The sequence below is a fragment of the Bradyrhizobium canariense genome, from assembly GCF_900105125.1.
Taxonomy (GTDB): domain Bacteria; phylum Pseudomonadota; class Alphaproteobacteria; order Rhizobiales; family Xanthobacteraceae; genus Bradyrhizobium; species Bradyrhizobium canariense_A.
This window is the reverse complement of sequence record NZ_LT629750.1, coordinates 604,064-630,115: the sequence shown is the minus strand read 5'-3', so window position 1 is coordinate 630,115 and position 26,052 is coordinate 604,064. Positions and strand designations below refer to the sequence as shown.

The 26,052-nt window shown below is 60.2% G+C and carries 26 protein-coding genes and 1 pseudogene; 5 read left to right on the top strand and 22 right to left on the bottom strand.

Annotation, left to right across the window (positions count from 1 at the left end):
• The first annotated feature begins 353 nt into the window (after nt 1-353).
• Nucleotides 354-785 (top strand): hypothetical protein, encoded by a 432-nt coding sequence (locus BLV09_RS37675; protein WP_174556520.1) that lies wholly within the window; start codon nt 354-356, stop codon nt 783-785.
• Nucleotides 786-1,308: 523 nt separating this feature from the next.
• Here BLV09_RS37675 and BLV09_RS03090 read toward each other — a convergent pair.
• Both BLV09_RS03090 and BLV09_RS03085 read right to left on the bottom strand, forming a co-directional pair.
• Complete coding sequence (locus BLV09_RS03090) at nt 1,309-2,385, bottom strand: phosphotransferase family protein (RefSeq protein ID WP_146686283.1); 1,077 nt, start codon at nt 2,383-2,385, stop codon at nt 1,309-1,311.
• A gap of 60 nt (nt 2,386-2,445) precedes the next feature.
• Nucleotides 2,446-3,684: an acyl-CoA dehydrogenase family protein gene (locus tag BLV09_RS03085; protein ID WP_100382453.1), complete on the bottom strand. Its 1,239-nt coding sequence runs from the start codon at nt 3,682-3,684 to the stop codon at nt 2,446-2,448.
• A gap of 219 nt (nt 3,685-3,903) precedes the next feature.
• Between BLV09_RS03085 and BLV09_RS03080 the strand changes: the two genes are divergently transcribed.
• Nucleotides 3,904-4,563, top strand: coding sequence for a TetR/AcrR family transcriptional regulator (locus tag BLV09_RS03080; RefSeq protein ID WP_146686282.1), 660 nt, complete (start codon nt 3,904-3,906; stop codon nt 4,561-4,563).
• 9 nt (nt 4,564-4,572) lie between these two features.
• Here the strand turns inward: BLV09_RS03080 and BLV09_RS03075 are convergent, their stop codons facing one another.
• The 6 genes from BLV09_RS03075 to BLV09_RS03050 all read right to left on the bottom strand — a co-directional run bounded on the left by BLV09_RS03075 (nt 4,573) and on the right by BLV09_RS03050 (nt 10,295).
• Entirely contained in the window at nt 4,573-4,965 is a 393-nt protein-coding gene (locus BLV09_RS03075; RefSeq protein ID WP_100382457.1) for a RidA family protein, read from the bottom strand.
• A gap of 86 nt (nt 4,966-5,051) precedes the next feature.
• Complete coding sequence (locus BLV09_RS03070; protein ID WP_146686281.1) at nt 5,052-6,281, bottom strand: CaiB/BaiF CoA transferase family protein; 1,230 nt, start codon at nt 6,279-6,281, stop codon at nt 5,052-5,054.
• 167 nt (nt 6,282-6,448) lie between these two features.
• Nucleotides 6,449-7,336: a 3-keto-5-aminohexanoate cleavage protein gene (locus BLV09_RS03065; RefSeq protein ID WP_146686280.1), complete on the bottom strand. Its 888-nt coding sequence runs from the start codon at nt 7,334-7,336 to the stop codon at nt 6,449-6,451.
• A gap of 102 nt (nt 7,337-7,438) precedes the next feature.
• A complete protein-coding gene (locus BLV09_RS03060; RefSeq protein WP_146686279.1) occupies nt 7,439-8,200 on the bottom strand; it encodes an MBL fold metallo-hydrolase in 762 nt (253 codons plus the stop codon).
• A complete protein-coding gene (locus tag BLV09_RS03055; RefSeq protein ID WP_146686278.1) occupies nt 8,190-8,963 on the bottom strand; it encodes an N-acyl homoserine lactonase family protein in 774 nt (257 codons plus the stop codon). Before BLV09_RS03055 ends, BLV09_RS03060 begins: the two co-directional genes overlap by 11 nt.
• A 3-nt stretch (nt 8,964-8,966) precedes the next feature.
• Complete coding sequence (locus tag BLV09_RS03050; RefSeq protein WP_146686277.1) at nt 8,967-10,295, bottom strand: MFS transporter; 1,329 nt, start codon at nt 10,293-10,295, stop codon at nt 8,967-8,969.
• 183 nt (nt 10,296-10,478) lie between these two features.
• Here BLV09_RS03050 and BLV09_RS03045 point away from each other — a divergent pair, with 183 nt between their 5' ends.
• A complete protein-coding gene (locus BLV09_RS03045; RefSeq protein WP_100382463.1) occupies nt 10,479-11,408 on the top strand; it encodes a LysR family transcriptional regulator in 930 nt (309 codons plus the stop codon).
• Between the two features lie 109 nt (nt 11,409-11,517).
• Here BLV09_RS03045 and BLV09_RS03040 read toward each other — a convergent pair whose 3' ends face one another.
• Together BLV09_RS03040 and BLV09_RS36955 are read right to left on the bottom strand one after the other, a co-directional pair.
• A complete protein-coding gene (locus tag BLV09_RS03040; RefSeq protein ID WP_146686276.1) occupies nt 11,518-13,002 on the bottom strand; it encodes a TAXI family TRAP transporter solute-binding subunit in 1,485 nt (494 codons plus the stop codon).
• 227 nt (nt 13,003-13,229) lie between these two features.
• The gene (locus BLV09_RS36955) at nt 13,230-13,394 is read right to left on the bottom strand and encodes a hypothetical protein (protein WP_167558610.1); all 165 of its coding nucleotides are present in this window, start codon (nt 13,392-13,394) and stop codon (nt 13,230-13,232) included.
• Nucleotides 13,395-13,504: 110 nt separating this feature from the next.
• Here BLV09_RS36955 and BLV09_RS03035 point away from each other — a divergent pair, with 110 nt between their 5' ends.
• Complete coding sequence (locus BLV09_RS03035) at nt 13,505-14,284, top strand: enoyl-CoA hydratase/isomerase family protein (protein WP_167558609.1); 780 nt, start codon at nt 13,505-13,507, stop codon at nt 14,282-14,284.
• A gap of 137 nt (nt 14,285-14,421) precedes the next feature.
• Here BLV09_RS03035 and BLV09_RS03030 read toward each other — a convergent pair whose 3' ends face one another.
• Nucleotides 14,422-14,721 (bottom strand): hypothetical protein, encoded by a 300-nt coding sequence (locus tag BLV09_RS03030; protein ID WP_100382466.1) that lies wholly within the window; start codon nt 14,719-14,721, stop codon nt 14,422-14,424.
• A 220-nt stretch (nt 14,722-14,941) separates the two neighbouring features.
• On the opposite strand from BLV09_RS03030, the gene BLV09_RS03025 reads away from it, so the two are divergent.
• Nucleotides 14,942-15,613, top strand: coding sequence for a helix-turn-helix domain-containing protein (locus BLV09_RS03025; RefSeq protein WP_100382467.1), 672 nt, complete (start codon nt 14,942-14,944; stop codon nt 15,611-15,613).
• 109 nt (nt 15,614-15,722) lie between these two features.
• Here BLV09_RS03025 and BLV09_RS37830 read toward each other — a convergent pair.
• From BLV09_RS37830 to BLV09_RS02975, 11 genes and pseudogenes are all read right to left on the bottom strand, one after another.
• A pseudogene (locus BLV09_RS37830) lies at nt 15,723-15,895 on the bottom strand (type III glutamate--ammonia ligase); the annotation flags it as partial.
• A 292-nt stretch (nt 15,896-16,187) separates the two neighbouring features.
• Nucleotides 16,188-16,829, bottom strand: coding sequence for a tetratricopeptide repeat protein (locus tag BLV09_RS03020; protein WP_146686274.1), 642 nt, complete (start codon nt 16,827-16,829; stop codon nt 16,188-16,190).
• 10 nt (nt 16,830-16,839) lie between these two features.
• On the bottom strand, nt 16,840-17,145 hold the full coding sequence (locus BLV09_RS03015; protein WP_146686273.1) for a hypothetical protein: 306 nt from the start codon (nt 17,143-17,145) through the stop codon (nt 16,840-16,842).
• A 13-nt stretch (nt 17,146-17,158) separates the two neighbouring features.
• Nucleotides 17,159-18,196 carry a ring-hydroxylating oxygenase subunit alpha gene (locus tag BLV09_RS03010; RefSeq protein ID WP_146686272.1) on the bottom strand — a complete coding sequence of 346 codons (1,038 nt, stop codon included), beginning with the start codon at nt 18,194-18,196 and terminating at the stop codon, nt 17,159-17,161.
• 73 nt (nt 18,197-18,269) lie between these two features.
• Nucleotides 18,270-20,669 carry a N,N-dimethylformamidase beta subunit family domain-containing protein gene (locus BLV09_RS03005; protein ID WP_100382471.1) on the bottom strand — a complete coding sequence of 800 codons (2,400 nt, stop codon included), beginning with the start codon at nt 20,667-20,669 and terminating at the stop codon, nt 18,270-18,272.
• A 42-nt stretch (nt 20,670-20,711) separates the two neighbouring features.
• Nucleotides 20,712-21,152 carry a N,N-dimethylformamidase, small subunit gene (locus BLV09_RS03000; protein ID WP_146686271.1) on the bottom strand — a complete coding sequence of 147 codons (441 nt, stop codon included), beginning with the start codon at nt 21,150-21,152 and terminating at the stop codon, nt 20,712-20,714.
• 18 nt (nt 21,153-21,170) lie between these two features.
• The gene (locus BLV09_RS02995) at nt 21,171-21,869 is read right to left on the bottom strand and encodes an ATP-binding cassette domain-containing protein (RefSeq protein WP_100382473.1); all 699 of its coding nucleotides are present in this window, start codon (nt 21,867-21,869) and stop codon (nt 21,171-21,173) included.
• Between the two features lie 2 nt (nt 21,870-21,871).
• Complete coding sequence (urtD, locus tag BLV09_RS02990) at nt 21,872-22,615, bottom strand: urea ABC transporter ATP-binding protein UrtD (protein ID WP_146686270.1); 744 nt, start codon at nt 22,613-22,615, stop codon at nt 21,872-21,874.
• A gap of 9 nt (nt 22,616-22,624) precedes the next feature.
• Nucleotides 22,625-23,728, bottom strand: a complete 1,104-nt coding sequence (gene urtC / locus BLV09_RS02985) for an urea ABC transporter permease subunit UrtC (protein WP_146686269.1) — start codon at nt 23,726-23,728, stop codon at nt 22,625-22,627.
• A 32-nt stretch (nt 23,729-23,760) separates the two neighbouring features.
• Nucleotides 23,761-24,663 carry an urea ABC transporter permease subunit UrtB gene (gene urtB / locus BLV09_RS02980; protein ID WP_100382476.1) on the bottom strand — a complete coding sequence of 301 codons (903 nt, stop codon included), beginning with the start codon at nt 24,661-24,663 and terminating at the stop codon, nt 23,761-23,763.
• 63 nt (nt 24,664-24,726) lie between these two features.
• Nucleotides 24,727-26,043 (bottom strand): transporter substrate-binding domain-containing protein, encoded by a 1,317-nt coding sequence (locus BLV09_RS02975; RefSeq protein WP_146686268.1) that lies wholly within the window; start codon nt 26,041-26,043, stop codon nt 24,727-24,729.
• Nucleotides 26,044-26,052: the final 9 nt, after the last annotated feature.

The window sequence follows — 26,052 nt, the reverse complement described above, 5'->3', positions numbered from 1 at the left end:
TCAGATTGAGGCTCGCTTCGGTGAAGCCACAGATCAATTGGCGTGCATCCTGGCAGCCCCGCTGAGCGGTCGGAAGGCTCATTAAGGCAGAAGGCTTTAACGCTGGGATCGGTCTCGGCCATCATCGATAAGCTGAGCGTAACTTATATCTACGGCGCTATAGCTGATGACCGCTTTAGCGCACATTACAGACTCAAGCCAGACATGGCCCGGAATCCTAAAGTGCCAACGGCGGACATATTCGACGTAAATCATTGTTAGCCACAATCGAGACCAGTACGACTTGGGTCGGGCATTTAAGAGGAATGAAAGATAGGTTCGCTTAAAAATTATCTCAGCCTGCGAGGTTTTGAATGCCGACCTTCAAACCGATAGACAGTGGCATCAGCATGAAAACGTCATTGAGTACCCTTGACCGATTGGTGCTGGATAGCGGCGCGCTGGAAGCTGAGTTCTTCATCCCCGAGGATGCAAACAGGCGACTGCAGGTCGCGTTCCCGCATGTAGAGATCATGCGAACTTTGGACGAGATGCCTTTGAGCACCGAAGAAACCGAAAAGTGGGTCGGGCTAAACACTGAGCATTTCGCCTATGAGGTCGTGGGTGCCCATTTCTGGAAGTCACAATCCTGGGCGTTTAAGGAGGTGCACAAAGACCTAAAGCACTACGTGTTCATTACGGGGTGGACTTGCCTCGATGTGATCTCTCGGCATCCGCCAAGGTTCTCCATTGTAGGCGTGCCCGAGGCCCGTCGCCTTGCCTATGCAAGATGGCTTGAACAATAGCCGATGACAAAGTGCGCGCGAGACGCCACAAAATTCGGAGTGGCTGCGTAACCGGAACCAATACTGGCACGCCGGCATGTTTGGAGACGAATGAGAATGCGCACGCTCTAGGTCGCGGTCTCATTAGGTCGGCTTTGGGGTCATTAGCAGAAGTCGTCGAGCGCCCTGCCCTCGTCTGCTTTTCCCTCAACAGCAGGCATTTGCCCGCGCGCGGTTACGTCAACTTTGCGCCAGACTCAGAAGTCCCGATGTGCGCGCGCAGCCGTGGCTATCTGTCTGGGATGTGCGCACGCCGAGCGTGATCCGAAAATGGACAGCGCCCGGAAAAGATGCCGCCCTTTTCACCCGTAATTTCAGGCGCCGTCAGGTGATGAATATCACCACTGATAACGCACAGTGTCGCACGCGGTGATGTCGCGGCTCCAGCGCCGGCGTCTCTCGATAACTGAATCGCCCGCTTCCGTGCGCAATTGAGCACAGAGCGGGCGATAAACCATTTGCTGTTTCGCGAGGGATTGCCTCGCTAAGTCGCGCCGGCCTTCTGCGCGTATTCCCAGGAAGCCTTCGACAGCGGCACGGTGCGCTTCGCCGACTCCATGGCCTTGGCATTCGCCGCGGTGCCGTCGCGAATCCGTCCTGCGATGCCTTGCGTGATGCCAGCGAGACGGAACAGGTTGTAGGAGAAATACCAGTTCAGATCCGGAACGGCCGAGCCGGTGACGTTGCAATAGATCTGTGCGGCCTCTTCCATGCTCGGAATGTTCAGCGCCTTGAGGTCGGCATTGGCGAGACCCGGCATGGTCCATTGCATCAAAAGATAGGTGAAGTCGGCCATGGGATCGCCGAGCGTGGACAATTCCCAGTCCAGCACCGCCTGCACCCGCGGTTCCGTCACATGGAAAATCATGTTGTCGAGGCGATAGTCGCCGTGGACGATCGAAACGCGCGCCTGAGGCGGCACCGTTTTCGGCAGCCACTCGACGAGCTTCTCGAACTCGGGAATGTGCTGCGTCTCGGAGGCGCGGTATTGCTTGGTCCAGCGATCGACCTGGCGCGCGAAATAATTTCCTGGCTTGCCGAAGTCGCCTAACCCGATCGCCTGCGGATCATAGGTGTGCAGCTTCGCCAGCGTTTCGATCTTGCTGGTGAAGATCTGGCGCCGCGCCTCCGGCGTCTGGCTCGGCAGCGTCGGATCCCAGAATACGCGGCCCTCTTCCATCGACATGATGTAGAAGGCGGAACCGATCACGCTATCGTCGGTGCACAGCGCATAGGCCTTCGCGACCGGAAAGCCCTGCTTGCTGAGCGCGGCAATGACGCGGAACTCGCGGTCGACCGCGTGCGCCGACGGCAGCAATTTGCCGAACGGCCTGCGCCGCATCACATAGGATCGTCCGGGCGTATCGAGGCGATAGGTCGGGTTCGACTGGCCGCCCTTGAATTGCAGGACGACCAGCGGTCCCTGATAGCCTTCGACATTGTCGCGCATCCAGCCGTCGAGGCGCAGCTCATCGATCCGATGCCGCTCCTCGACCGGTTTGGTGCCCGAAAATTCCTCGTCTTTCCTGACGCCTTGGTCTTTTTGGACGTCTTCGGCCACGGCGACGCTCCCTTGAATTCTTCTTAGAGCCTTTGGGGAGCGCCTTCAGTGACCCTCCCGTTAGTGCTTGCTCGGTGAGTTTGCATACTTCCGAAGTTCAAGTCTGGCAATGGCGCGGTTATGGACCTCGTCCGGACCATCGGCCAGGCGCATGGTGCGCATGGAGGCGTAGTCCCGCGCCAGACCCGCGTCGTCGGAGACGCCGGCCGCGCCGAACGCCTGGATCGCATGATCGATGATCTTCAGCGCCATGTTGGGCGCCGCAACCTTGATCATGGCGATTTCGAGCTGCGCGGTCTTGTTGCCGACCTTGTCCATCATGTCGGCGGCCTTGAGGCACAACAGCCTGTTCATCTCGATATCGGTGCGGGCTTCGGCAATGCGCTGTTCCCAGATCGAATATTCGATGATCTTCTTGCCGAAGGCGGTGCGTGACGACAGCCGCTTCACCATTTTCTCCAGCGCCTCCTCGGCCTTGCCGATGGTGCGCATGCAGTGATGGATACGGCCGGGGCCAAGACGCCCTTGCGCGATTTCAAAACCTCGGCCTTCGCCGAGCAGAATGTTCTCCTTGGGAACGCGGACATTCTCCAGCAAGACCTGCGCATGGCCGTGCGGCGCGTCATCGAAGCCGAACACCGGCAGCATTTTTTCGACCGTGACCCCTTTGGTGTCGAGCGGCACCAGGATCTGCGACTGCTGCTGGTGACGCGCGGCGGAGGGATCGGTCTTGCCCATCAGGATTGCGATCTTGCAGCGGGGATCGCCGACGCCGGATGACCACCATTTGCGGCCGTTGATCACGTAATGATCGCCGTCACGCTCGATGCGGGTTTCGATATTGGTAGCATCCGAAGAAGCCACCGCCGGTTCCGTCATCAAAAACGCCGAACGGATTTCGCCGTCCATCAGCGGACGCAGCCATTTGCGCTTCTGCTCCTTGGAGCCGTAGCGCATGAATACTTCCATGTTGCCGGTATCCGGTGCGGAGCAGTTGAACACTTCGGACGCCCAGCCGATGTGGCCCATCTCTTCAGCGAGCGGCGCGTATTCCAGATTGGATAATCCCGCGCCACGGAATTCGTCGTCTTCATGCGCGTTCGGCGGCATGAACATGTTCCAGAGGCCTTCGGCCTTCGCCTTCTTCTTCAATTCCTCGAGCACCGGAATCACTTTCCAGCGCGCGCCCTCTTCGTCCTGCTTCTTGTAGACCGGCACCGCAGGCCGGACATGGTTTTGCATGAACGCCTGAACGCGGTTGAGCCATTCTTTCTGGCGGTCTGACATATTGAAGTCCATGTGACGCTCCTCACCTTTGTTTCTCGAAACCTTTGGGCCGCACTGTCTGCCCGCCGCTTGTCCGTCGCAAGACCATTTATCGTGCGGATCGGCACGGCGATCACGACCGGCGAAGCATTGGCTGAATGCTCCGCGCCTCGCATTGACATTTCAGCCTTCAAACTATAGTTTCATACAACTGTTTGAATTGCAACTCCGCCGCCGCATGGGGCTATGACGATGCCGACGGACCAGACGCGAACAGCGATCCTGAGCGCTGCCGAGCGGCTTTATGCCGATCGCGGCTTTGGCGACGTGACGTTGCGCGACATCGTCGCGGCAGCCGACGTGAATCTTGCGGCGGTGAACTATCATTTCGGCTCCAAGGACGAATTGATCGCCGAACTGTTCGTGACTCGAAGCATTGCCACCAATCGCGAGCGGCTCAACGAATTGAAGGCGGCCGAAGAAGCCGGCGGCGGACGCGCAAGTATCGATGCGATCCTGCGCGCTTTGGTCGGACCCACGCTGCGCGGCTGCCTCGGCCCCGATCGCGAGCGCTCGACGGCAGCGCGGTTCATGATCCGCGCCTCGATCGAATCCGTGCCGCCGATCCGCCGCATCAAGAATCGCGAAATCGATCATTTGCGGAAATTCGCCGCCGCGATGAAGCGTTCCCTGCCCGATCGCAGCGATGTCGATATCTATTGGGGACTGCACTTCGCGCTGGCGATGGCGCACCAGACCATTCGCGACAGCGAGCGGCTGACCAAACTGTCGGAAGGATCGTGCGACCTCAACGACGTCGCCAGGATCATCGACCGCGTGGTGGCGGTTGCGGTGATGGCGCTGACCGATCACGAACCACAGAAGATGCACGCGAGATCGGTTGCGCGTTAACTGCCCCGGCTAGACCACGGCAATACAATCGATCTCGATGTCGAAGGGGCCGGTCCATTCCGGAATGCAAACGAAGATGCGTGCCGGCGGCTCGTCCGGGAAGTAGCGCACGTAGATCGCGTTGACGGCCGGAAAATGCTTCGCCGAGGTGCAGAAGATATTGCACTTCATCACATTATCCAGCGAAGCGCCCGCGGTCTCCAGGCACAACTTCATCTGCTCCATGACGAGTTCGGTCTGGCGTTCGATTGGCGCCGGCAAAATCTCGCCGGTTTGCGGATCGAACGGCGGCAATCCTGAAACGAAAACCATATTGCCGGCGCGCGTAACCGGTGACGCCGGCGCTTTCCACCTTTCGAGATAGGTTGAAATCGGTTCGACGCGCAGCACTTCTCGTTTCATGGCAAGCCTCCTTCGATTTGAGATCGACGGAAGACTAGTACCATTCACCTCCATCATGCTTCGGAAACGATCGAAGTGTCCGCGTCCTAGATGATCCCCTGCTTCTTCAACGTATCGAGCTTGGCATCATCATAGCCGAGCTTGCCGCTCAGCACTTCCCTGGTGTTGGCGCCCAACAGCGGCGGCGCGCGATAATCCTTTACCGGTGTGCCGGAGAACGTCAGGGGATTGCGGATCAGCGACAGCTCAGGCTCGAAGGGATGTTCGACCTTGATCTCCATGCCGCGCGAGCGCACATGCGGATCGGCGAACACCTGCTCGAAATTGTTGATGGGACCGGAAGGCACACCGGCCTTTTCCAGTTCGTCCAGCCAATGGGCCATCGGCTTCTTGAGAAACAGGCCGGCAAAGATCGCCATGATCTCCTTGCCGTGCACGACGCGATCATTGTTCTTGACGAAGCGAGGATCGGTCGCGAGCTCGGGAGCGCCCAGCACCTCGCAGGTGCGGGCGAACTGCCCGTCATTGCCGACCACCAGCATCAACTCGCCGTCGGTGCAGCGGAATACGCCGGCGGGCATGCCACCATTGCCCCAGGTGCCGCGCCGCGGCGGAGCCTTGCCGTTGACGAGATAGATCTGGGCCCAATGCGACAATGAGGCGATCACCGTGTCGAACAAGCAAACGTCGATATGCTGCCCCTCGCCGCCATTGGCGTCACGATGATAGAGCGCGGCGAGAATCCCGATCGAGGTGTTCATACCGGTCATGTAGTCGACGATGGAGGGGCCGACCTTCATCGGCCCGGCGCCGGGTTCGCCGTCGATATGGCCGGTGACGCTCATCAGGCCGCCCATCGCCTGAAGAATCGCATCATAGCCGGCGCGCGGCGCGTAAGGTCCGGTCTGGCCGAAACCGGTCACCGAGCAATAGACGATGCCGGGGTTGATCGCCTTGATCGTTTCATAATCGAGCCCGTAGCGCTTGAGATCGCCGACCTTGTAATTCTCCATCATCACGTCGGCGGTTTTTGCCAGTTCGCGGATGATCTCCTGGCCTTCGGGCTTGGCGATATTCACCGTGACCGATTTCTTGCCGCGGTTGGCGCAGAGATAGAACGAGTTGTTGTTGTTTTCCTTGCCTTCGGGATCGACCAGATAGGGCGGCCCGAACGCGCGCGCATCGTCACCGCCGCCCGGCCGTTCGATCTTGATCACCTCGGCGCCGAGATCGGCCAGCATCTGCGCCGACAGCGGACCCGCCAGCACGCGCGTCAGATCAAGAATTTTGATGCCCGAGAGTGGCAAAGCCGACATGGATGTTTCCTCTGAGGTTCATGGTCTTGTGGCTCGGGAACAATCCCGGCCGCCCTGCATGAGGCATGCGGATACACCATTTTTCAGCGCCCAGCACTGCGTCTATGGCATGAAGCCATCCATCCACGGACTATGCGGCAAATCACACCCGCTGCATCGACATGCAACTAGGAGAGGCCGAGCATTGCCCGCGCTTCGGCCGCAGAGGCAACCGTCGCCCCCACGCTGCGCAAAATACCGGCGGCGTGCGTGACCAGCTCGGCATTGGTTTTGGCCAGCACGCCCTTGGACATATAGAGATTGTCCTCCATGCCCACGCGCACATGACCGCCGAGCAGATAGGCCTGAGCGACCATCGGGAACTCGGAACGGCCGATGCCGAAGCCTGACCAGATCGCACCGGGCGGCAGCAGGTCGCGGGCATAGAGCATGGTTTCGGGCGAAGCGTTGAAGCCGTATTTGACGCCGAGCACGAGCGAGAACAGCCCCGGTCCCTTCAGGGAACCGTCTGCGAACATGTCGCGCGCCAGGTGGCAATCGCCACTGTCGAACAACTCGATCTCGGGCAGAACGCCCACCGCCTTCATGCGCTCGGCCATCTTGCGGACGTTGCGCGGCGTGTTGATCACGACCTCGCCGCCGGAATTCATGGTGTTGAGATCGAGCGTGCAGATATCCGGCCGCAGGATTTCGACATGCTCGACCCGGCGTTCGGGCGCCATCAAGGTCGTGCCGGGCCCTGCTACCTTCGGATCCTCTTCAGAGGGAACAAACCGCCCGCCGGGACCGGTGGTCAGGTTGATGATCAGCCGCGCGTTGCGGGCGCGGATGCGATCCACCACGTCGCGGTACAGATCGATCGACATCGACGGACGGCCGGTTGCGGGATCGCGCACGTGAATATGCGCAATCGCAGCGCCCGCTTCTGCGGCTTCCAGCGCGCTGTCGGCGATCTGCTGCGGGGTGATCGGCAGAAAAGGCGATTGCTCCGGTTTGGTCAGGTTGCCGGTGATCGCGCAGGTGATGATGACCTTTTGCTGCGGAGTGGATGCCATCGGGAATGCCTTCTGCCTTCAACGTGAATGATCGAGCCTGCCATAGCGTAACCGAAGCGCCGAGGCGAGGACCGTTTCGCCCCACGCTGGCCATGCGTGCCGTCAGTTGCCGGGCCAGGTCGCGAACGACTTCGCCGCCGCAGCGCCGAAATGAAGCTCTTCATCCTGCCCCGATGGATCGACGAACAGTCTGATCCTAAGCTCGTAGTCGGAGATGTAGGCGATCGGAGGCCCGACCCGGAATGGCCGGTCATGCCCGGGATAAATGATATCGCTGGTCGCCAGCGCCTTCTTCAGGCTCGTGGCAGCTTCCTGCTCCCTGCCCGCGCATGATGCGATCTGTCCGGCCACGGCCTCTTTCGCACTGCCGACGGCATCGCCGGCCAGAAGCTGCCGCCCCACCATGAGCCCGATCGATCCCGGGGTGTGGCCGGGAAGCTCGACGATGCGCAGGTCGGGAGCCAATTCGATCTCGGCCGCCACGGGGCGAAGCCGCAGCTTTCTGATCGCGCGAACGGTGTATTCGGGAATGGCCGGGTCACGCGCGGCTGCCCGACCCGCCGCTTCCAGTTCGCGTTCATGCACGAGAATATCGGCGTTGCCGAACAGGTCGGCATTCGCCGCGTTGTCCCAATGCAGGTGCGAGAGCACGACCTTGCTCACATCGGCCGGGTCGATGCCGGCGCGGCGCAGACGACCTTGCAGGATCGGCCGGTAGGCATAGGGGCCGGTGTCGAAGAGGATCAACTCGCCCGCGCTGCGAACAAGCGCAACGGTTGACGCGCCGACCAGGAATTTGTCTGCCTCGGCCGCAAGGCCGGTGAAGAGCAGTTCGATTTCCGGCGGTTTGATTTCAGGCGACATGGTCGGATGCCCCTGCTTTCGAGATCATCTGTGGCCGGTCTTCGGTCGAAATCATGGTCCGGATATCGCGCCCGTCGGGCTGAAACGAAAAGCGCAGCTGATAGGTGTACTGAGCCAGATAGTTCACGCGACCATCCTGCAGCGTGAATGGCCTGTCATGCCCCGGATAATACACCGCACCGGCACGGAGCGCCCGATCAAGGCTCTGTTGTCCCTTGGCGGGATCGAAGAAGGCGACGTCCGGGTGTCCGCGAACGGCATCCCGCGCCGACCACAGGGCGTCGCTGGCGAGCACGAGAGCGCCCTGTTCCGCCTGCACCACCAGCCCTTGCAGTCCGACCGAATGGCCCGGCAGCAGCAAAGTTCTCACGCCGGGAAATATCTCCTGCTCGCGATCATCGAGCAGTTCGATCCGCATCCCCTGCAGCATCTCGCGCGCGTAAGGCGGTGTGCCCCAATCGGTGGGACGGATCGCGGCGGCGTATTCGAATTCCAGCCGGGGAACCAGAATTTCGGCATGGCGAAACAGATCGATATTCTCGATGTGATCCCAATGCAGATGCGACACGAACACCGTGTCGATCTGCTCGGGCGTAAGGCCGTGCGCGGCCAGCGCTGCGATCAGCGTCGGCCGCACGCGGAAGGGCCCGGTGTCGAACAATATCGTCCGCTTGCCGTCGCGCAGCAGCAACAGCGAGCAGATGCCGAACAGGAAATGATCGGCCTTGGCCGGCAGGCCCGGTATGAGCAAATCGACGCGCATGATCTATTCCGGCAGCGGCTTGCCGCGCGTCTCGGGCGCAAAGTACACCGCGATCAGTCCGATCGCGTAGCTCAACGCCATGATGGCTCCGGATTTCGGAATGCCGCCGAATGCCACCACCAGCGACCCCGCGATGAACGGCCCGACCGAGGCAAAGATCCGGGCGATGTTGAAGCAGAAGCCGACACCGGTGGCGCGCAAACGCGTCGGGAACAGTTCCGGGAAGTAAGGCGTGAAGGTGCCGAGGATTCCGTTGGTAAACAGGCCCATCAGCGGCAGCAGCATGAACAGCGTCTGATAATTCTGCGGAACCAGGAAGACGATCGGCAACACGATCATGTTGCCGATGCATCCCAACGCGAAGGCCGGCCGGCGGCCGATCAGTTCGGTCAGCCACGCAAACATCAGGAGGCCGACCACCGCCGCGCAGTTGAGAATGATGATGGCGATGCTGATGATCTGCACAGGGCTCGCGCCGCCCGCGACCGCCAATTCGGCAGCACGGGCCGGGATCCATGTCTGCGTGCCCCAGAATCCGACCGTCGCCGCGAACGACATGATCGTCGCCGCCACCGTGTTGCGCAGCCAGGGCGGCTGAAACAGGCCCAGGAACGTGAACTCCGTGAGCTTCTTGTCTTCCTGCGAAGCCGCCCCGCCTGATCGAAGCCGTTGCTGCGCATCGTTGCGGCGGCGCGCCGCGTTTTGCCAACGCTCGGATTCCGGCACCTCGTGCCAGACGAACGCGATCAGGATCGCCGGGATGACGCCGGTGAAGAATACCCAGCGCCAGCCATAGGAGCCGACGGCCAGATTGATGATGCCGGCCAGCAGATAGCCAAAGCCGAACGCCGACATCATGACGCCGCTCGCCGCGACCCGTGACCGCTGCGGCCAGGTCTCATTGATCAAAGCGGTGCCGATCGCCCATTCGGCGCCGACACCCGCCGCCATCAGAAACCTGAAAATAGCGAGCTGCCACCAGGTCGCCGCGAAGCCGGACAGTGCGGTGAACAACGCATAGACCACGATCGAAATGCACAGCGTGCGCGAGCGGCCCCAATAATCGCCGAGGATACCGAAGATCAGTCCGCCGACGCCCCAACCAAGCAGCTGAACCGCCGCGATCACGCCGCCATAATAGCCGATGGTTTGCGGACTGGCCTGCGGACCCAGCAATTCGCGCAGGCTCGGCACCAGCACGACGGTGAAGAGATTGAGGTCCATCGAATCGAGCAGCCATCCCACATAGGTGACGGCCAGGATGATCCACAGCTTGCGGTCGATGCCTTGGTACCAGCGAAGATCGCTGGCGCTCGCTACTGAACTCGACATGATGCCCCTTTTTGTTTCCGGCCGTTATCCCGTTGGATTTCGCCCGCCGCAGCCGGCTGGACCGGCCTGTTTTTGGAAGCCTGAGCAACTCCCCCGGCGCAGTGTGCGCAGAGGTTTCGGGGAAACGGTAGACCTTCCAGGTGAAATGCGCTTATTCGTATTACGAATAACGGTGGCCTTCCGATGAAAACCCTGGACCGTTTCGAATTCATGCGGCTGTTCGTGCGGATCGCCGAGACCAGCTCGCTTTCCGCGGCCGCGCAATCGGTCGGAATATCGCAGCCGACCGCCAGCCGTCAGCTCAGGCAATTGGAGGCGCTGCTCGGCGTTCAGCTGGTGCGGCGATCCACCCATGATCTCGCGCTGACGGACGCAGGCACCCGCTTTCTCGAAGATGCGAGAGCGATGCTGGCCGATTGGGAGACCTCGATCGACACCTTGCGGAACGAGCGCGAGGAACTCACGGGGCCGATCAGGGTCGCGGTGCCCGTCGCCCTGGGCCAGACGATTTTGGCCACCATCGCCGCGCGATTTCTGGTTCGGCATCCCGCGGTCACGATCGATTGGCGCCTGATCGATCAGCCCGGCGATCTCGCCGCTGGCGGCTATGATCTGTGGATCCGCGCCGGACCGGTTCGCCAACTCGGTCTCATCGTTCGCCATCTCTGGAGGATCGATCGCACCATCGTGGCGGCGCCAGGCTTTCGCGCGGTCACCGATCCGAAAACACTCGAGCGGCTGCCTGCCGTGGTTCTGTTTACCTTCGTATCCGAGGAGGTGCTGTTGACAGGCCCGCGGCACCGGAACGTGACGCTGAAAATCCGCGCCGCGTTCAACACCGACAACATCTATGCCGCGATCGAAGCCGTGCGGGAGGGCGTCGGATACGCGATTTTGCCGTTCTGGGCCATTCAGGACGACCTGAACTCGGGCCGATTGATCGAGCTTTGCCCGGAATGGCATCCGCCCTTTCTGATGCTGTCGGTGGCTTACCCGCCGTCGCGCTACCGGCCCGTCCGTATCAGCGCTTTCGTTGATTATTTGTGGACCGAACTGCCGAAAGCAGGCGCGGGAATTGTCGCGGCCGATGCCGACGGCGAGCAACCGGCGTAACAAGCCCAGACCATCCATCCGCGCGATCTTGCCGGCTTGCATACGCGCCTGCGAGATCATCCGGATTTACCTGCCGACTCCCTCACCTCTCCCGTTGGGAGCAAGAACGTCATCGGCCCTGCTCTCTCTTCCACTGCAGAAATTGCTGGTAAAGTACGTCGTTTCTTTGCGGAGCGTCGGGGCTCGCGATGCCGGCTAATGGCATTGCCGTCTGACGCACACCTGGCTGAACATCCGCGCTTGCCTCGGTGCCGGCGCGTTGACTATCGAGCCAGTCTTGCGCCGCCCCGAACCGGGTCCAACCCGGCAGCGTCGCTGCAAGGTTGACTTCACGCCATTTCGGATGACGTGGCGCCTTGTGGAATTCCGCGATCTTGGGGAAGAATGCCTCGACGAAGCGCTGAACCCGCCGATAGCGATCGACGTTGGTCTTCGGCCAATTATACGCGATGAGGACCGCGCCAACCGCAATCGTGTCGACGGATTGACCTGCCGGAACGATGTCGGGGTAATCATTATGCGTGAGCACGGCGGGATAATAGTCATTCATGAGTTGCTGCGGGTACGGAATTGAAACGAAGTGCAGGCCATCCTCGAGGGTCAGCTTGGACATCGACCGCACCGGCTTGCCCGCAATGAGAACGGTCGCCGCTATCTCGCCGCTTTTGACTTTTTCGAAGGCTTCGGTCTGCGACATGCTGACTTCTTCGATCGGAATCCCAAGGGCCTGGAAGACATCGCGCATCGAATAGCTGGTGCCGCTGCCTTTCGCATCGAGATTGACCTTCAGCCCCCGCAACTGATCAATCGAGGTGATGTTGGATCGCGCAACGAGATGCGCCTCCTCGTTGAACAGCTTGGCGATGTAAACGATCTTGTCGTCGTTCTGGCCCATTCGCTCGTTCGATCGACGGAAATTGTTGAGGATGCTGGTTTGCGTGAGGCCGATATCGACACCGCGCAAATACCGCACGTCGCGGATGTTCCTCGGGCCGCCAATTCCAACGATCGGGAGAATGCGAAGGTTGTCGCCGTCGTTGAGCACGTCAGCCAGATCGTAGGCGATCTGCAGATAGGTATCGTCTGAATTCGGGCTGCCGGATATGAGGCCAATTGTATTTTCGTTGGGCTGCTCGTTTCTATATACGCCGACGCCGACGAAATAATTGCCCATCCGCTCGATCAAGGCCGATTTGTCTTCGATGGTTTTCGTGACCGGGTTGAGCCAGCGGTAATCGACCCAACCGCGCCCGGGAGCCGTGCTGGCCGTTTTGACGAACTGCTGGATCATGAATTTGCCGTCCTGATCCTTGAGATCGATCAGGTTTTTTCCCGTCACTGCCGGCGTGACCCCGTTGGCAACGCAAAGACCGGTCAACTCGGTGACGAACGGATAAAGATCGCGATCGACAAACCCTGGCGCTTTACTGTTGATGGCCCGGAAAGTCGCTTCGGGGCCGTCCTTCTTGAATTTGTCCTGCACGCGTTTGACCATCGCCGCCGCTTCATCCCTGGTCCCGAACTCGGCCGCGTCTGCAGGGACTGCCGCGATCAAAGCGAATATAACGGCAAAAACCGCAGCAACGCGCGACATTCAGTTTCTCCAGAGGCTGGGCGACGAGGTCGATGGGAGTTGGCAAGGTGAGCGATCGCGAATTACTTCGCCGTCGTGTTCGGTGGGATGAACGCGCTTAACAAAGTGTTTCTTTGACCACTCTCAGCCAAAAGTAGATCGCGAATGCGGCGATTTTCGGTTGGAGAAGCGCGCTTCGGATTCATCTTGAAGCAGCGAATAATCCAGTCATGACAATTTGTGTTTGATCAGGATCTTTTTGGCATGGCAGAAATCACGCCGAGATTTAAACCATCGGTGCCGCAATTTCCGGCAATGACCTTGGCAACCCGACCAGCGACGCCACCACGACTGCGTGAAAAATGCATGACACACACAACTTGATATAATTTGTCGGCCGAAAAATTCGGCATTGCGTTGTTTGTATCGCAGACAAGGCTTCAACGACGTGCCGGTTGAATGCGGGCAACCGGCCGAAAAGTGGTGCAATGGCGCAAATGCTTCAATGCAGGAGGGGCATAGGATGACCGGGCCAGATTTTCGGATCGAAGGAAGAATTGCGAAGATTGTGCTCGATCGCCCGGAGAGCCAGAATCTGCTGTCGCAGCATCTTCTGTCGTCACTGCGAACGATTGCCAACGATCTTGCGGCAAATCCCGACATCCAGGTCCTCACCATCACTGGCGAGGGCAACGAATGCTTTTCGACCGGCATTTTAACGCCTGCCTTGCGGGGCGAATTGGCCAAGGATCAGGTCCTGCAGTTGATCAGGCTGGCCAATGAGACCTTCGATGCGATCGAGGCGTTACCGCAAATCGTGATCGCAGGACTCAATGGCTACGTTCGCGCCGGCGCGGTCGAACTGATCCTCGCCTGCGACATCAGGATCGCGGGCGACCATGTCCGCCTCTCCTCTCCCGAGGCCAAATGGGGCGGCTTTCCCGGCGCCGGCGCTCCGGTTCGGCTTCCGGATATTATCGGCGTCGGCCGGACACTTGAATTGCTCTGCACTGGCCGGGAAATCGACGCCATCGAGATGGAGCGGATCGGTCTGGTCGAGCGCGTGGTGCCGAAAGACGGCGTCCATGCCGAGATCGATCGTCTCGCCCACGCCATCGCCGCCAACGGACCGTTGGCGACGCGTGGGACCAAGCGCATCGTCCGCTCCCGAAAGGAGTCAGGCTTTCGCGCAGCCCGCGAATTGTCCGACGCGCTTCGCGCTGCGCTGGAATGGACGCATGACGTCGATGAAGGCATCGCCGCCGTGCGGGAGGGCCGAAAGCCGCGTTTTACGGGGAAGTAAGCCCTGCGCGTACCGAAAATCTTGTCTGTGTTGATGAGGCGATGAGACCGCGTCGAGGCGGAAAATGCATCATCTGACCCGATGACCTCACCCCGGCACAAGCGAACAAATATGGTTCGCTTGCTGATAGTTCGGCGTCAGTCTTTCTTCTTTTTGACGGGCTTCTTCACTGGCTGCGCTTCGGCGGCCTTCTTCATTGACCGCAGGTAGCTATCGGCCGCATTTTCCGCCGTGACCTGCAGCCGCCTCGCCGCAGCGCCCGCCAGCAGCAACGTGTCCTTTGCGATTTGCTTGAATCGCGCCTTCTTCTCTTTATCCTTGGCCTTGACGGCCAGCCCCATAAATCGGCCGTGCCGCTTCTTGGCCGCGTCCATCAGGCTCTTGTGCTGCTTCTTCGCAATGGACCGAATGACAACGTCCAAGTCGGCCTCGGCCATTTTTTCTACCTCACGATTTGACATGCGCGATTCTGATACACTGGCTGGGTTTCCCAATCAATTTGTGAGTACCGCGCAGACGCGCCTGTCAGGCGCCAGGCTGCAACCGCTGGGGACGGCGCCACAATTCATATTTCCTTACAGGAAACAATAAGATAGCACATTGCGAGACATCAACGATGCAGCCGCATCCGGGACATTCGATTTTAGGGGAATACAGATGGTGAAGAAAGCCGTCGTTCAAAGTCGGAAAGCCGTTGTTGCGCCAAGAAAAAAAGACAGCGTGCTTCTGACGGGCTCGTCCGCGCCGAAAGAGGCGGCACCAACCCTCGAATCCGAAATCGGCGCCGAGGTCAGGCGGCTTCGAAAAAGCTTTGACCTGACCGTCTCGGAACTGGGTGCTGCTTCCGGCATCTCGACCGGAATGCTGTCGAAGATCGAGAACGGCTCGATCTCTCCTTCTCTCTCCACGCTGTCGGCCCTGGCAAAGGCTTTGAACGTTCCGATCGCCGGACTGTTTCGCGAGACCGGCGAGCAGCGCGACTGCTCCTTCGTCAAGGCGGGAGCGGGCGTGCGGATCGAACGGCGCGGCACCAAGGCTGGGCATATGTACGATCTGCTCGGGCACTCGCTCGGTGGCGAGATCATCGTGGAGCCCTATCTCATCACCCTCAAAGCCGATGCCGAGCCCTATATCGACTTCCGGCATGCTGGCGTCGAGTTCATCTACATGCTGACAGGCAAGGTCCGATATCGCCACGCTGACCGCAGTTACGTCCTGGATCCGGGAGATTCCCTGTTCTTCGATGCTGCCGGACGCCATGGCCCCGAAGAATTGATCAAGGCGCCCATGACATATCTGTCCATCATCATCTATCCGCGACGAAGCTGACTGTCTCCAGCGGCAAGTTGCGCGATCGCGCCATACTGCGCGCTGCGCTTCAACCGAAGACGGTTTCAGATGTCGAGCGTCCCTTTCCCATTGCGTGACGTGCGCGGTATAGCTGTTCCACTCCTGGTGCCTCAGACATCGCAAACATATCGAGATGCGCCAGCGTCATGTCGAGCCGGGTCGCGAAACCGGCAAAGTCGGCGCCGTTCTGCTGCATTTTCGATATCGCCGACGCGGGCACCAGCCTTCGCACGCTTGCGCCCCGAATAGGTCGGTGTGCACACAAGGCCATCGCGCGTCATCAGGAGGAGCGACATCGCAGCCGAGCTATTGACCTTCGGCAAAAGAAAAAGACTGCGAAAGAAGCGACAGGCCATCCTCGTCCATGGGGAGCCATTTGATCGCACATAAGTCGCCTATCGGGAGTTGCTCCCCGTGCGCTGATGACCTCCTCACTGGGACGGCGCCAGCTCGCTCAGGTCGTAGCCGGCCTTGGAGTAGCCGGCCTTGGACAAGGCATCGGCAGCTTTTGGCTCTGCCTGCACCAGCCGCTGCGTGAACGGGCGTGCGGCCGTCAGGCCGACAACCGCGTCGTCCCTTGAGATCCGAGCCGCTCGGCGAGGCGCCGCCGAGCTTCCAGCCTCTCTTCTTCGTCCATGGCTCGCACGATTTCCTCGAGTTCGGCCATTGCGAGCCCCACGCCGTGCCGCGCGGCGGCGCTGAGCCAGACAAACGCCTCGATACGATCGATCGCCGTGCCGAGGCCCTTGGCGTAGCAATAGCCAAGACGCGCCTGAGACGGATAGTGACCGCCCTGCGCAGCCTTACGGTACCACTCGACGGCCTGCGGCAGGTCGACGGTGATGCCGAGCCCCTTGGTCAAGGCGACCGCGTAGTTGAACTGGCCGAACGCATCGCCCTGTTCGGCGGCCCGGCGAAACCATGATGCGGCTTCAGCAGGATCGATCGCGACGCCGTCACCCTTGGCATACATCACCGCTACGTTGTTGGCCGCAAGCGGGTTGCCTTTTTCTGCTGCGCGCCGGTAAAGCGCAAAGGCGCGCGCCGCGTCCCGCTCGGTTCCAAGCCCGTTGGCATAAAGCGAGCCCAGCCATGCCTCGGCCTGGCCGCGCTCCGCTAGCGGTTCCCAGATCTCGCGCGCCTTCTCGTAATTGCGGTCGTTGAAGGCGGCCTCACCATCGGCGGTGGTCAACATCGCACTCTCCTCATTGCCGCGTATGCGTCGCCATCTTGAACAGATAGACGCAGTCGAAATCATTCGAGCTAGCCGCCGGCTGAATCCCCGCCGTCTTCAGATGCTCGACGAAATAGTCGTAGACGGTCCGCGCCGCACGATGGGTCAAGAGTTGCTTGTACAGCCAGGGATCCGCGTCATCGCGCACGCCATGCCGTTCAAACAGGGTTTGCTTCGGGGAATCGGAGATGCCGACGCACCAGTTGGAAAACGTCTCATCGAATTCCTTGATATAGGCGAGGAATTCGTACTTGACCTGTTGCACGCTGAGAATCATCGATTCTTCCCGCTCAAGCCCGCATCAATGGTGCATTCCAATAGGCGACATGGTGTTCCGCGATCCGTCCAATCAGCCTTTGATTGAATGACCAGCCCGCGCGGGTGCGCTCCGTGAGGTCCGATGCCAGCGACATCTCGATTTCCGACTGCAGCGACTTCGCAACCGCTGACGCCTGGTCGAGCAGGCCCAGCAGCTTGCCGCAGGCAACCTCATGCGTTGAATGCGAAAGCTCCGGCTGGGCAAAGAACGACAATCGCCAGAGCGTCCGATCCATCGCGGTCGGCTGCAACACCACTACGAGCGTGGCATGGCGTGACCGGACTAGGATGAGATTCGGGAAAGCCCATTCGGCACTGACGTAGTTGGTGGCGCCACCACCGCCGCTCAGGCAGGAACGCGCTACATCGACAATAGCCGCCCCAGCCAGCTTCCAGTTCGCCCGGTGTTCCTGCCAATGGCCTTCCAGACGCACCAAATTCTCGGTCCATTCCGGACCGTGCAGGGTTTGCTTTGTTCCAGGCGTTGGATCGATGTTGGCGAAAATCAGCGGTCCGCAGGTCTTGACCTTCACCGGCAGAAGACGCTCCGGGATGGCACCCAGAAATTGCCCCATCTGCGGCGTCATCTCGGAGAGGGATTCGCCGTGAATCACCTCGCTGTCACGGCTGTAACCACACGATGTGTAGGAACACTTGGTCTTCTTGCCGGTCCGGCATTGTGCCGGAATGGCGCGACAGCCGCCGTGCTGGGCCTTGTTGAAGCGTCCGATCAGTTCGCCATCCTCCGATCTCTGAACATGAATGGCATGCTGGCCGATCGTGTAGGGCAGAAGATCGAGAGGATTGGCAATTTCGGGCGCCGTGCCGATACAGACCCAATCCCGCGTCCAGACCTTCTCATTTTCGAGACGCTGAAACACCTCCGACGTGTAGGCGCGGCGGGGAAGAACCGTCGCCATCCCGAATGGGGCGCGACACGCCGAATAGAGTTGTGGATTGAGAAAATCGATGCCTTCGTCGATAAAGACCGTATCGGGATGAGCCAACATCGTCTGCCTCGTTTCCGGACGGGCGGCGATCGCGTATTGGTGCGATCGCCGCCTCCCGAGTTTCCGCCGCGCGCTACTTTCGAGCCTTGTTCATCGGCTGGTCGTAATCGGCACGACCGCGATGAATGATCGCCGCCGGACTCGGCGTCGGCAGCGGACCATCCTTCATGAAGCGGTTAAGCACGTTGCCGACCAGCGTCGAGATATTGTTGTCGCCGTTGTTCCACGGCAGCGCGCCGCAGAAGGCGATCGACGAGAAGGCAAACGAAGCGCCGCCGTTCGGCGTCTCGTGGTAGGCGATATCCGAGCGAACACGTGGATGCTGCGTTCCGTCCAGACCTTGCTGGTTGAAGCCATAATCCTCCATGACCAGCAGGTAGCCTTCGGTGTGCCGACCGGCCGAGGTTGCAACCACGAGAGTGTGGGGCGGACTGCCGAGCATGGTGTCGACGATGTCGAGCTCGGTGCCGGCGGCACCGCCGCCGACCAGACCGAAATTGCCGAGCTTCTCGTCGTAGGTAATGCCTTCAAAGGCCCAGGCCACGCGTTCGTCGTTGCTTTCCGGCGTGCGCGAGTAGTAACTGGAAATATCGAAGCCTTCCGACGACATACCAGTACCCGCGATTGTGTGCAGATAGCGGCCCCGGAAGCGCCACATGCCGCCGAGTTCGCCGGTTCCCTGGTGATAGTACTCGCCGGGATCGGCCCGCCAGGTACGGATGCCGGACTCGCAGCGCCTCATCTCGGTGACGATGCCGCGACCCAGACCGTCATAGCCGGGATGGTAGGAGTGAACCCAGTACCAGCCGTCGGCGCCCATATACATGAAGCGGCCGCCACGCTGCATGTAGTTGTGGAGCGCATCGAGCTGCGGTCCGCTGTTGTGCTCGGGATGCGACCCCGTGATGATGACGTTGTAGTTTTCGAGCCGCGCGAGGCCGTCATAGGTGACATCCTCATCGGTGATGATGTCGTACTCGTAGCCCTTCTTCTCCAGCCAGTAGATCATGTGCAGGTCCGCCGGATATTGCCAGGGCGCCTGCGCCAGGAAGTGATCGTATTTCGGCCGGATGCTGAGGATCGGCCGCAACCGCGAGGAAAGGCAGAGGCCGCTGCCGTCCGTGTGGGTATCGTAGATCGATCCGCCGTATTCACGGTGCTCCGACAGGAACATGTTCTGTTGCTGCATGATCGGCACGCGATAGACGAGAAGTTCCGCGCCGCCAGCATTGTTGGCAAGGTGCTCGTTGGCATAGGCCATGTAGCTGATGGTGGGGACCATGTAGGCGATCTTCGCGGTCTCCTCGCCAACCCGCGGCACCACCCAGAACGGGATGTAATCCTCCCCGCCATCCTTCGAGGTCAGTTTGGCGGCGTAGAACTTGCTGCTGGTCCCCTTCGGCACCGTCCATTCGAAGCTGGTGGCCCAGCGCGCGTCGTCGATATCGTCGTCGTGAAAATGGATGGCGCCATATTGTTCGGGCGCAGTCTTCCAGTCGAACACCTGGCCTTCCCAATTGTAGCCGGTCATGGCCCGCGTCGGACAATTGACGATGGTGGCGTGAAACAGATAGGGCCCCTTGTCCTTGCCGGCGAGGGTGTTGATGCCGTCCGAAAAGTCCCATGAGGCGACGATCGCCTCGGAGAGTTTGCCGGTCGGGCCGGAATTTCGTCGCTCGCTGAGCCCCGGCTGCGCGCCGAGCTTCATCGTCTCGATCTCGAGTCGGCTCAAGGCACGGTTGGAGATCCGCGGACTGTCGATCTTGCCGTTGTAATGCCCCTTGATGAGGATGCCGGCCGGCACCGACGCCTTGGCCTGCGGCGCGTCGCTCAACGCGCCGCAATAGCCGGCGATCACCGTCGGTGTGCCCGGCGTGTAGGCCAGCTTGGCGGCGAGCTTCTTCTTGACCGGCGGGATCTCCGGATCGAGTGCGTACACGATCTGCGGCTCGTGATAGAGAATAGCTTCGCCGGTCTTGGCGTCGAACGATGCCGCCACGAAATGCCAGGCATGATCGCGCAGCGGCGCACCCGTCGAGATGACCTGGTCATTGACGCGGAATTCAACGCATCCATCCTCATTGATGAAGAGGCCGTATCCCTTGCCATTGAGCCATTTTGTGACCAGGCCCTGCGCGCCGTGCTTCCAGTATTTGGGATGCGTCTTCGGCGTGGTCGGCCAGATCCAGCACTGTAGCGTCACGCTTTCGACGCAGAATTGCGGCTTGTCGGCTACGTAGCCATAGGAGCCGCTGTAGATCTCCTGCTTCATTCCCTTGTAGGTACCGTCGCACGTGGCCTTGATCGACTCCTCGATGAATCCAGGACCGCGCGGATTGGTGTCGGCGTGAATCATCTTGACGATTTCTGCCTGGTATTCGGCAGGCCCGTCGCAATTGACAAAAAACTTGATCGTATCCCCCGGATGGACGCTGAACTTGTCCGCATAGCCGGTAATCTTCATCCACGTCATGATTGTGCCCTCAGCGTTTGCTTTACTTTTTTCGTTAGGAAATCAGGTCACGGTCCACATATCATCCCGTCGCTTCCACCCCTCGCGGAAGTGCTCCGGAAAACCGTCGGTCTCGGCGAACTCTTCTAGCCGCATCAGGAAGATGTCGTGCTGGGGGTCCTGTTCGTTGTCATAGACCTTGTCGGTGGCGAACTCCGGAGGCACCCCCCGAATGCCCGAGAGCCGCGCGATGCGCCATTCCTTCTCGACCTTGGTGCACACGACGACGAGCTTGCCCTTGGCCGGCTGGGCGCGCATGCGCAGCAGAACGCGGTTGAGCTGAAAGTCCTCGTGAATGCCGCCGGTCACCGTGGTGGTATCGCCGGGCGTTGCGCATTTGAGCACGCTATTGCCGGCAACTCCCTTCATGGAATCGATGCACTCCTTGTGCTCGTCGATCATGCGCTTGGCATCGGGGGAAGACTTCCGTGGGATCGGAATCATGGGATTGCTCCATACTGGCTAGATGGTGAGGTATTTGTGGATGACGCCGTCGGTTAGTTCGGCCATCGGTCCGTTTGCGACCACGCGCCCGTTATCGACCATGAGGAACGTGTCTCCGAGCCGTCGCGCGACCCGGATGTGCTGTTCAGTCAACAGCAGCGTGATGCCGAACTTGCGATTGAGCGTAAGCAAGGTCTCGCCGATCTCGTGGACGATGTTCGGCTGGATGCCTTCGGTCGGCTCGTCGAGCAGAAGAATCTTCGGATCGACTGCAAGCGCACGGGCGATCGCGAGTTGCTGTTTTTGACCGCCGGACAGAAGACCTGCCCGGCGGTCGAGACTAACCTTCAGATCGGGGAACATCTGAAGGCAAATCTCGGGTATCTCCGAACGACCGTCGTGGCGCGCGAAGGTCCCCAGGAGAATGTTTTCCCGAACGGTAAATTCCGAAAGAATTCCCCGCCCCTGCGGAACGTAGCCGATCCCGAGCTTTGCCCGGAGATAGGTGGGAGATGAATTGATGTTTTGCCCTTCGATGGCGATGTCGCCGACGGAACGATCGGTCAGTCCCATGATCGTCCGCATCAGGGTGGTCTTGCCGACGCCATTACGGCCCAGCACACAAACGCATTTGCCTTGCTGGACCCCGAACGAAAAGTCCTTCAGGATAGGCGTTTTGCCATAATAGGAGGTGACGCGATCCATCGACAAAAGCATCGTCAAGCTTCTTCCGTCTCGCCGAGATAGACTTCCCGGACGCGCTCGTTGGTCTCGATCTCGCTGATCGGTCCCTGTGCGAGCAGGCTGCCCATATGCATCACGGTGACGACGTCGGCGATTTCGCGAACGAACGCCATGTCGTGCTCCACAACCAGGAGCGTATTGGTGCGCTTAAGATTGTTCAGGATCGCCACGGTCTTCTCAATCTCGGGCTCGGTCATGCCGGCGACAGGCTCGTCCAAAAGCAGAAGGCGCGGGTTCTGCATCAGCACCATCCCGATCTCGAGCCATTGGGTTTCGCCGTGCGACAGGATGCCCGCCTCGTCATTCAGCCGTCCGGAAAGCCCTGTAAGCGCCAGCACCTCATCCAGCTTGGCGGCGAATAACGGCTCCTTGAACCGAAACATGTTCTTCAACGGATGGGTGCTGCGGCTGTAGGCGACTTCGAGGTTCTGATGGACGGTCAGGTCGCGGAATACGGCGGGTACCTGGAACTTGCGGCCGATGCCGCGCCGGGCGATCTCGTGCTCGTCGAGACCCGTAATATCGTCTTCGCAGAACACAATCCGGCCCGATGTCGGCTTTTGTCGGCCGGTGATCAGGTCCATCGTCGTCGTCTTGCCGGCACCGTTCGGGCCGACCAGGCAACACAACGTCAACTCGACGAGCTCCATGCTGAAATCGTTGATCACTCCAACGGTATCGAAGCTCTTGCTGAGGTTATGGATCTCAAGAAAGCCCATGATCGCCCCCTATTCGCCCGGCTGCGGGAAGAGACGATGGGCCGATACGCCGTTGCCGCCCTTCTTTGAGCCGGCCGACAGGCGCGCCAGAGCGCTCTCCAGCAAACCGATCAGACCCTTGGGGAGGAAGCGGACTACCAGGATGAAGAAGGCGCCGAGCACCAACAGCCAGGTGTTGAGGAATGTGTCGCCCAGATAGCTCTGCGCCGATTGGATGAGGAACGCGCCGAGAATGGACCCCAGCAGCGACATCCGGCCGCCGATGCCGGCCCAGATCACCATCGACAGGCTGAAGGTGGTATCGAATTGCGCGGGCGAGACGTATTGCGTCATCATGACCCAGCAGCAGCCCGCCACCGCGGCGAAGAAGCCGGAGACAGTATAAATCGCCGTCTCATAACCTGCGACGTTGTAGCCGAGAAAGCGCACGCGCTCGGCGTCGTTGCGAATGGCCTGCACGACAAGACCGAACCGGCTGCGGGTCATCAGCTTGGCCGCCACCGTCGCCCCGGCCAGGAGAGCGAGCACCAGCCAATAGGCGCCGGCGCTGTAGGGGTCGATCGCGAGATCACCCAGTTTCAAGGGCGCCGGCGGCGTAATACCGTTGACGCCGTTGGTGTAGGGCTGAATGTCGAGGATCAGTGTGTACCATGCGCTCAGCATCGCGAGCGTCATGATGGCAAAAAACGGCCCCGATACCCGGGCGCGGAACATGAGACTACCGAAAATCGCGCAGAACAGTGTCGGCACCACCAGGGAAAGCACGATGCCCACCGTCGTGTTGCCAAACGGCACCCATAGCAACGGGAGATGATCCAGACTGTTGTTGAGCATAAAGGGCGGCATCGGGTTCGCCGCATCCTGCGACTGCATCTGCATGGTCATGGCCATGCCGTAGGCGCCAAGACCAAAGGGAATGCCCTGCCCCAGGTTAAGAATGCCGCCGAAACCCCAGCACAGGCTTATCGACAGCGCGAGCATGCCAAACACGCCGTAGGTCGCAAGCTGGTTGAGAAGGAACATGTCACTCACCGCCAGCGGCACCGCCGCGAGGACTACGAAGAACACCAGATAAGCCAACCATTGGGCGCTCACCTTGTGATAGAGGTTCATCTTCTCGTCCCTTTTCGATCGTACTGACGCTGCTAGCGACGCTTTGCAGCCGGCGTGAATAGCCCCTGAGGCCGGATCCGCAGGAACACCACGATCAGCACGAACAGAACGAAACGAGCGAAGGTGTCGTTGGTGAAATAGGCGAAGATCGATTGCAACTCGCCGGTCGCGCCACCCGCAGCGACGCTGCCGGCAAGCGTTCCGCCGCCGACCACGACGACCAGAAAGGCCTGCACGACATAAGCCGTCCCCATCGTCGGAAGGACGATGTTGAGGACGCCGAACAGCGAGCCCGCGAGTCCCGCAAGCCCGGCGCCGAGCGCAAAGGTCAGCATGTAGATGCGGTCCGCATTGACCCCAAAGGACGCCGCCATCTCCTTGTCCTGCATGACGGCTCGCACCTGTACGCCAAAGCGCGTGCGGTAGAACAGCGCCCACAACGCCGTGACGATCGCGATCGTCACGAGCAGAACCACGAGACGGAACACCGAGATGTTCACGAAAGCGAACTGAATGTTGCTGGAAAAGATCGGCGGCACCGCGATGTATTTCGGATCGCTGCCGAAGATCAGCCGCACACCCTGCATCAGCACGAGCGAGACACCGAAAGTGGCCAGCAGCGTATCCAGCGGGCGCTTGTACAGATAGCGGATCAGGCCGCGTTCGAGCACCAGCCCCACCGCCGCCACGATCAGAAATGAAGCCGGAACGCAGAACACAAACGGCAGCCCCAGGAAGCTCTGCAGCATGTAGGAGCTGTACGCCCCCAGCATGATGAATTCGCCATGCGCCATGTTGATGACACCGGCCGCGCCATAGATGATCGTCAGCCCCAGCGCCGCAATCAGCCAAATGCTGGCGATGCTGACTCCGAGAATGAGCGCATTGATGAATGCGCTCCATTCGAAGGTCGTGAAGAACGATCCGATCGCCATTACCCGCTCCGTCGCAAGCCGATTGCGGCCGTGATGCCAGGACATGGCATCACGGTCCGAACTTCAGATCACGCTCTTGCGCACCTTGCCGTCCGCCGCCTTGAGGCCGTCAGCGGTACATTTGCCAAGATCCGGGTAGATCGAATAGGGATCCGGCGCGACGTGCTCGGCCGAGGCCTTGACGATCTTGAAGCTACCGTCGGCCTGGCACTGACCAATCTTCGGCTTCAGCCAGGTGTTGAAGTTCTGATCATCGATCCAGACCAGGCCTTCCGGAGAAATCGCATCCTCGACACGGACGCCGCCGCTGTGGTCCCGGATCGAGCGTGGCGTCACCGCTTCGATGCCGCCTGCCGCGATCGCTTTTTCGAGACCGTATTTGAACACGTAGGCGGAAAGATAGGTTTCTTCCATGTTGTAGTGGGTTGTGCCGTTCTTGCCGTATTTACTCTTGAGGAAACCCTCGACAAACTTGTGGTTGGTCGGATTGTCGAGGCCCTGGAAATACGGCGCGGACAGGAAATGGCCGGCGCCGAACTCGTTGCCCATCGCGCGGGTTTCGATCTCGCCGGTCGTCAGCGAGGCGATCGGCATCGAATCCACCTTGAAGCCTTCCTGCTTGAACTGCTTGTGGAAGGCGATATCGGACGCCCCCACCACGGTGGAGAAGATGAAGCTGGGCTTGGCTTCGCGGATCTTGTTCAGCACGGGGCCGAATTCCGAACTGCCGAGCGGAATGTATTCTTCGCCAAGCAACTCACCGCCGGCCTTCTCCAGCCAGACCTTGGCGTTCTTGTTCGACTCCTTCGGCCACACATAGTTGGAGCCGACGAAGAATACCTTCTTGCCGAACTGCTCGACCATGAAGGGAATGAGATCCCTGGAATGCTGGTTGGCCAACGGCCCGGTGCAGATCGTGTTCTGCGTGCACTCGGCGCCCTCGTAACAGGTCGGATAATAAAGCAGATGGTTCTGCGCCATCACGGTGGGCAGGATCGCCTTGCGGCTTGCCGAGGTGTAGCAGCCGAAGATCGCGACCACCCGGTTACGGAGGATCAGCTCCTTGGTTTTTTCCGAGTAGACGTTGAAATCGGACTTGGCGTCGACAATGACGGGCTCGATCGGCGAGCCGGCGATGCCGCCATTCTTGTTGATCTCGTCAATCGCGTATTGCATGACGAGGGTCGAGTCCTCCTCCGGCACGGCCAAGCCGCCGGAGAGTGAGAACAGCAGACCGATCTTGATGGGCTCGCCCTTCTTCAGCCACGACTGCGCGCCCCACGCCTGATTGATGGTCTTCACGAATCCGTACGGCGCGGCAACGGCGGCCGCCGCGCCAAGAGTTGCAGCCTTCATAAAGGATCGACGATCTGCCCGCATAACAACCTC

Excerpts from the sequence above, each read along its gene's own strand:
- BLV09_RS37675 (WP_174556520.1), top strand. The coding sequence starts at position 354 with ATGCCGACCTTCAAACCGATAGACAGTGGCATCAGCATGAAAACGTCA.
- BLV09_RS03085 (WP_100382453.1), bottom strand. The coding sequence starts at position 3,684 with ATGGACTTCAATATGTCAGACCGCCAGAAAGAATGGCTCAACCGCGTT.
- BLV09_RS03080 (WP_146686282.1), top strand. The coding sequence starts at position 3,904 with ATGCCGACGGACCAGACGCGAACAGCGATCCTGAGCGCTGCCGAGCGG.
- BLV09_RS03075 (WP_100382457.1), bottom strand. The coding sequence starts at position 4,965 with ATGAAACGAGAAGTGCTGCGCGTCGAACCGATTTCAACCTATCTCGAA.
- BLV09_RS03070 (WP_146686281.1), bottom strand. The coding sequence starts at position 6,281 with ATGTCGGCTTTGCCACTCTCGGGCATCAAAATTCTTGATCTGACGCGC.
- BLV09_RS03065 (WP_146686280.1), bottom strand. The coding sequence starts at position 7,336 with ATGGCATCCACTCCGCAGCAAAAGGTCATCATCACCTGCGCGATCACC.
- BLV09_RS03060 (WP_146686279.1), bottom strand. The coding sequence starts at position 8,200 with ATGTCGCCTGAAATCAAACCGCCGGAAATCGAACTGCTCTTCACCGGC.
- BLV09_RS03055 (WP_146686278.1), bottom strand. The coding sequence starts at position 8,963 with ATGCGCGTCGATTTGCTCATACCGGGCCTGCCGGCCAAGGCCGATCAT.
- BLV09_RS03050 (WP_146686277.1), bottom strand. The coding sequence starts at position 10,295 with ATGTCGAGTTCAGTAGCGAGCGCCAGCGATCTTCGCTGGTACCAAGGC.
- BLV09_RS03045 (WP_100382463.1), top strand. The coding sequence starts at position 10,479 with ATGAAAACCCTGGACCGTTTCGAATTCATGCGGCTGTTCGTGCGGATC.
- BLV09_RS03040 (WP_146686276.1), bottom strand. The coding sequence starts at position 13,002 with ATGTCGCGCGTTGCTGCGGTTTTTGCCGTTATATTCGCTTTGATCGCG.
- BLV09_RS36955 (WP_167558610.1), bottom strand. The coding sequence starts at position 13,394 with ATGCCGAATTTTTCGGCCGACAAATTATATCAAGTTGTGTGTGTCATG.
- BLV09_RS03035 (WP_167558609.1), top strand. The coding sequence starts at position 13,505 with ATGACCGGGCCAGATTTTCGGATCGAAGGAAGAATTGCGAAGATTGTG.
- BLV09_RS03030 (WP_100382466.1), bottom strand. The coding sequence starts at position 14,721 with ATGGCCGAGGCCGACTTGGACGTTGTCATTCGGTCCATTGCGAAGAAG.
- BLV09_RS03025 (WP_100382467.1), top strand. The coding sequence starts at position 14,942 with ATGGTGAAGAAAGCCGTCGTTCAAAGTCGGAAAGCCGTTGTTGCGCCA.
- BLV09_RS03020 (WP_146686274.1), bottom strand. The coding sequence starts at position 16,829 with ATGTTGACCACCGCCGATGGTGAGGCCGCCTTCAACGACCGCAATTAC.
- BLV09_RS03015 (WP_146686273.1), bottom strand. The coding sequence starts at position 17,145 with ATGATTCTCAGCGTGCAACAGGTCAAGTACGAATTCCTCGCCTATATC.
- BLV09_RS03010 (WP_146686272.1), bottom strand. The coding sequence starts at position 18,196 with ATGTTGGCTCATCCCGATACGGTCTTTATCGACGAAGGCATCGATTTT.
- BLV09_RS03005 (WP_100382471.1), bottom strand. The coding sequence starts at position 20,669 with ATGACGTGGATGAAGATTACCGGCTATGCGGACAAGTTCAGCGTCCAT.
- BLV09_RS03000 (WP_146686271.1), bottom strand. The coding sequence starts at position 21,152 with ATGATTCCGATCCCACGGAAGTCTTCCCCCGATGCCAAGCGCATGATC.
- BLV09_RS02995 (WP_100382473.1), bottom strand. The coding sequence starts at position 21,869 with ATGCTTTTGTCGATGGATCGCGTCACCTCCTATTATGGCAAAACGCCT.
- urtD (WP_146686270.1), bottom strand. The coding sequence starts at position 22,615 with ATGGGCTTTCTTGAGATCCATAACCTCAGCAAGAGCTTCGATACCGTT.
- urtC (WP_146686269.1), bottom strand. The coding sequence starts at position 23,728 with ATGAACCTCTATCACAAGGTGAGCGCCCAATGGTTGGCTTATCTGGTG.
- urtB (WP_100382476.1), bottom strand. The coding sequence starts at position 24,663 with ATGGCGATCGGATCGTTCTTCACGACCTTCGAATGGAGCGCATTCATC.
- BLV09_RS02975 (WP_146686268.1), bottom strand. The coding sequence starts at position 26,043 with ATGCGGGCAGATCGTCGATCCTTTATGAAGGCTGCAACTCTTGGCGCG.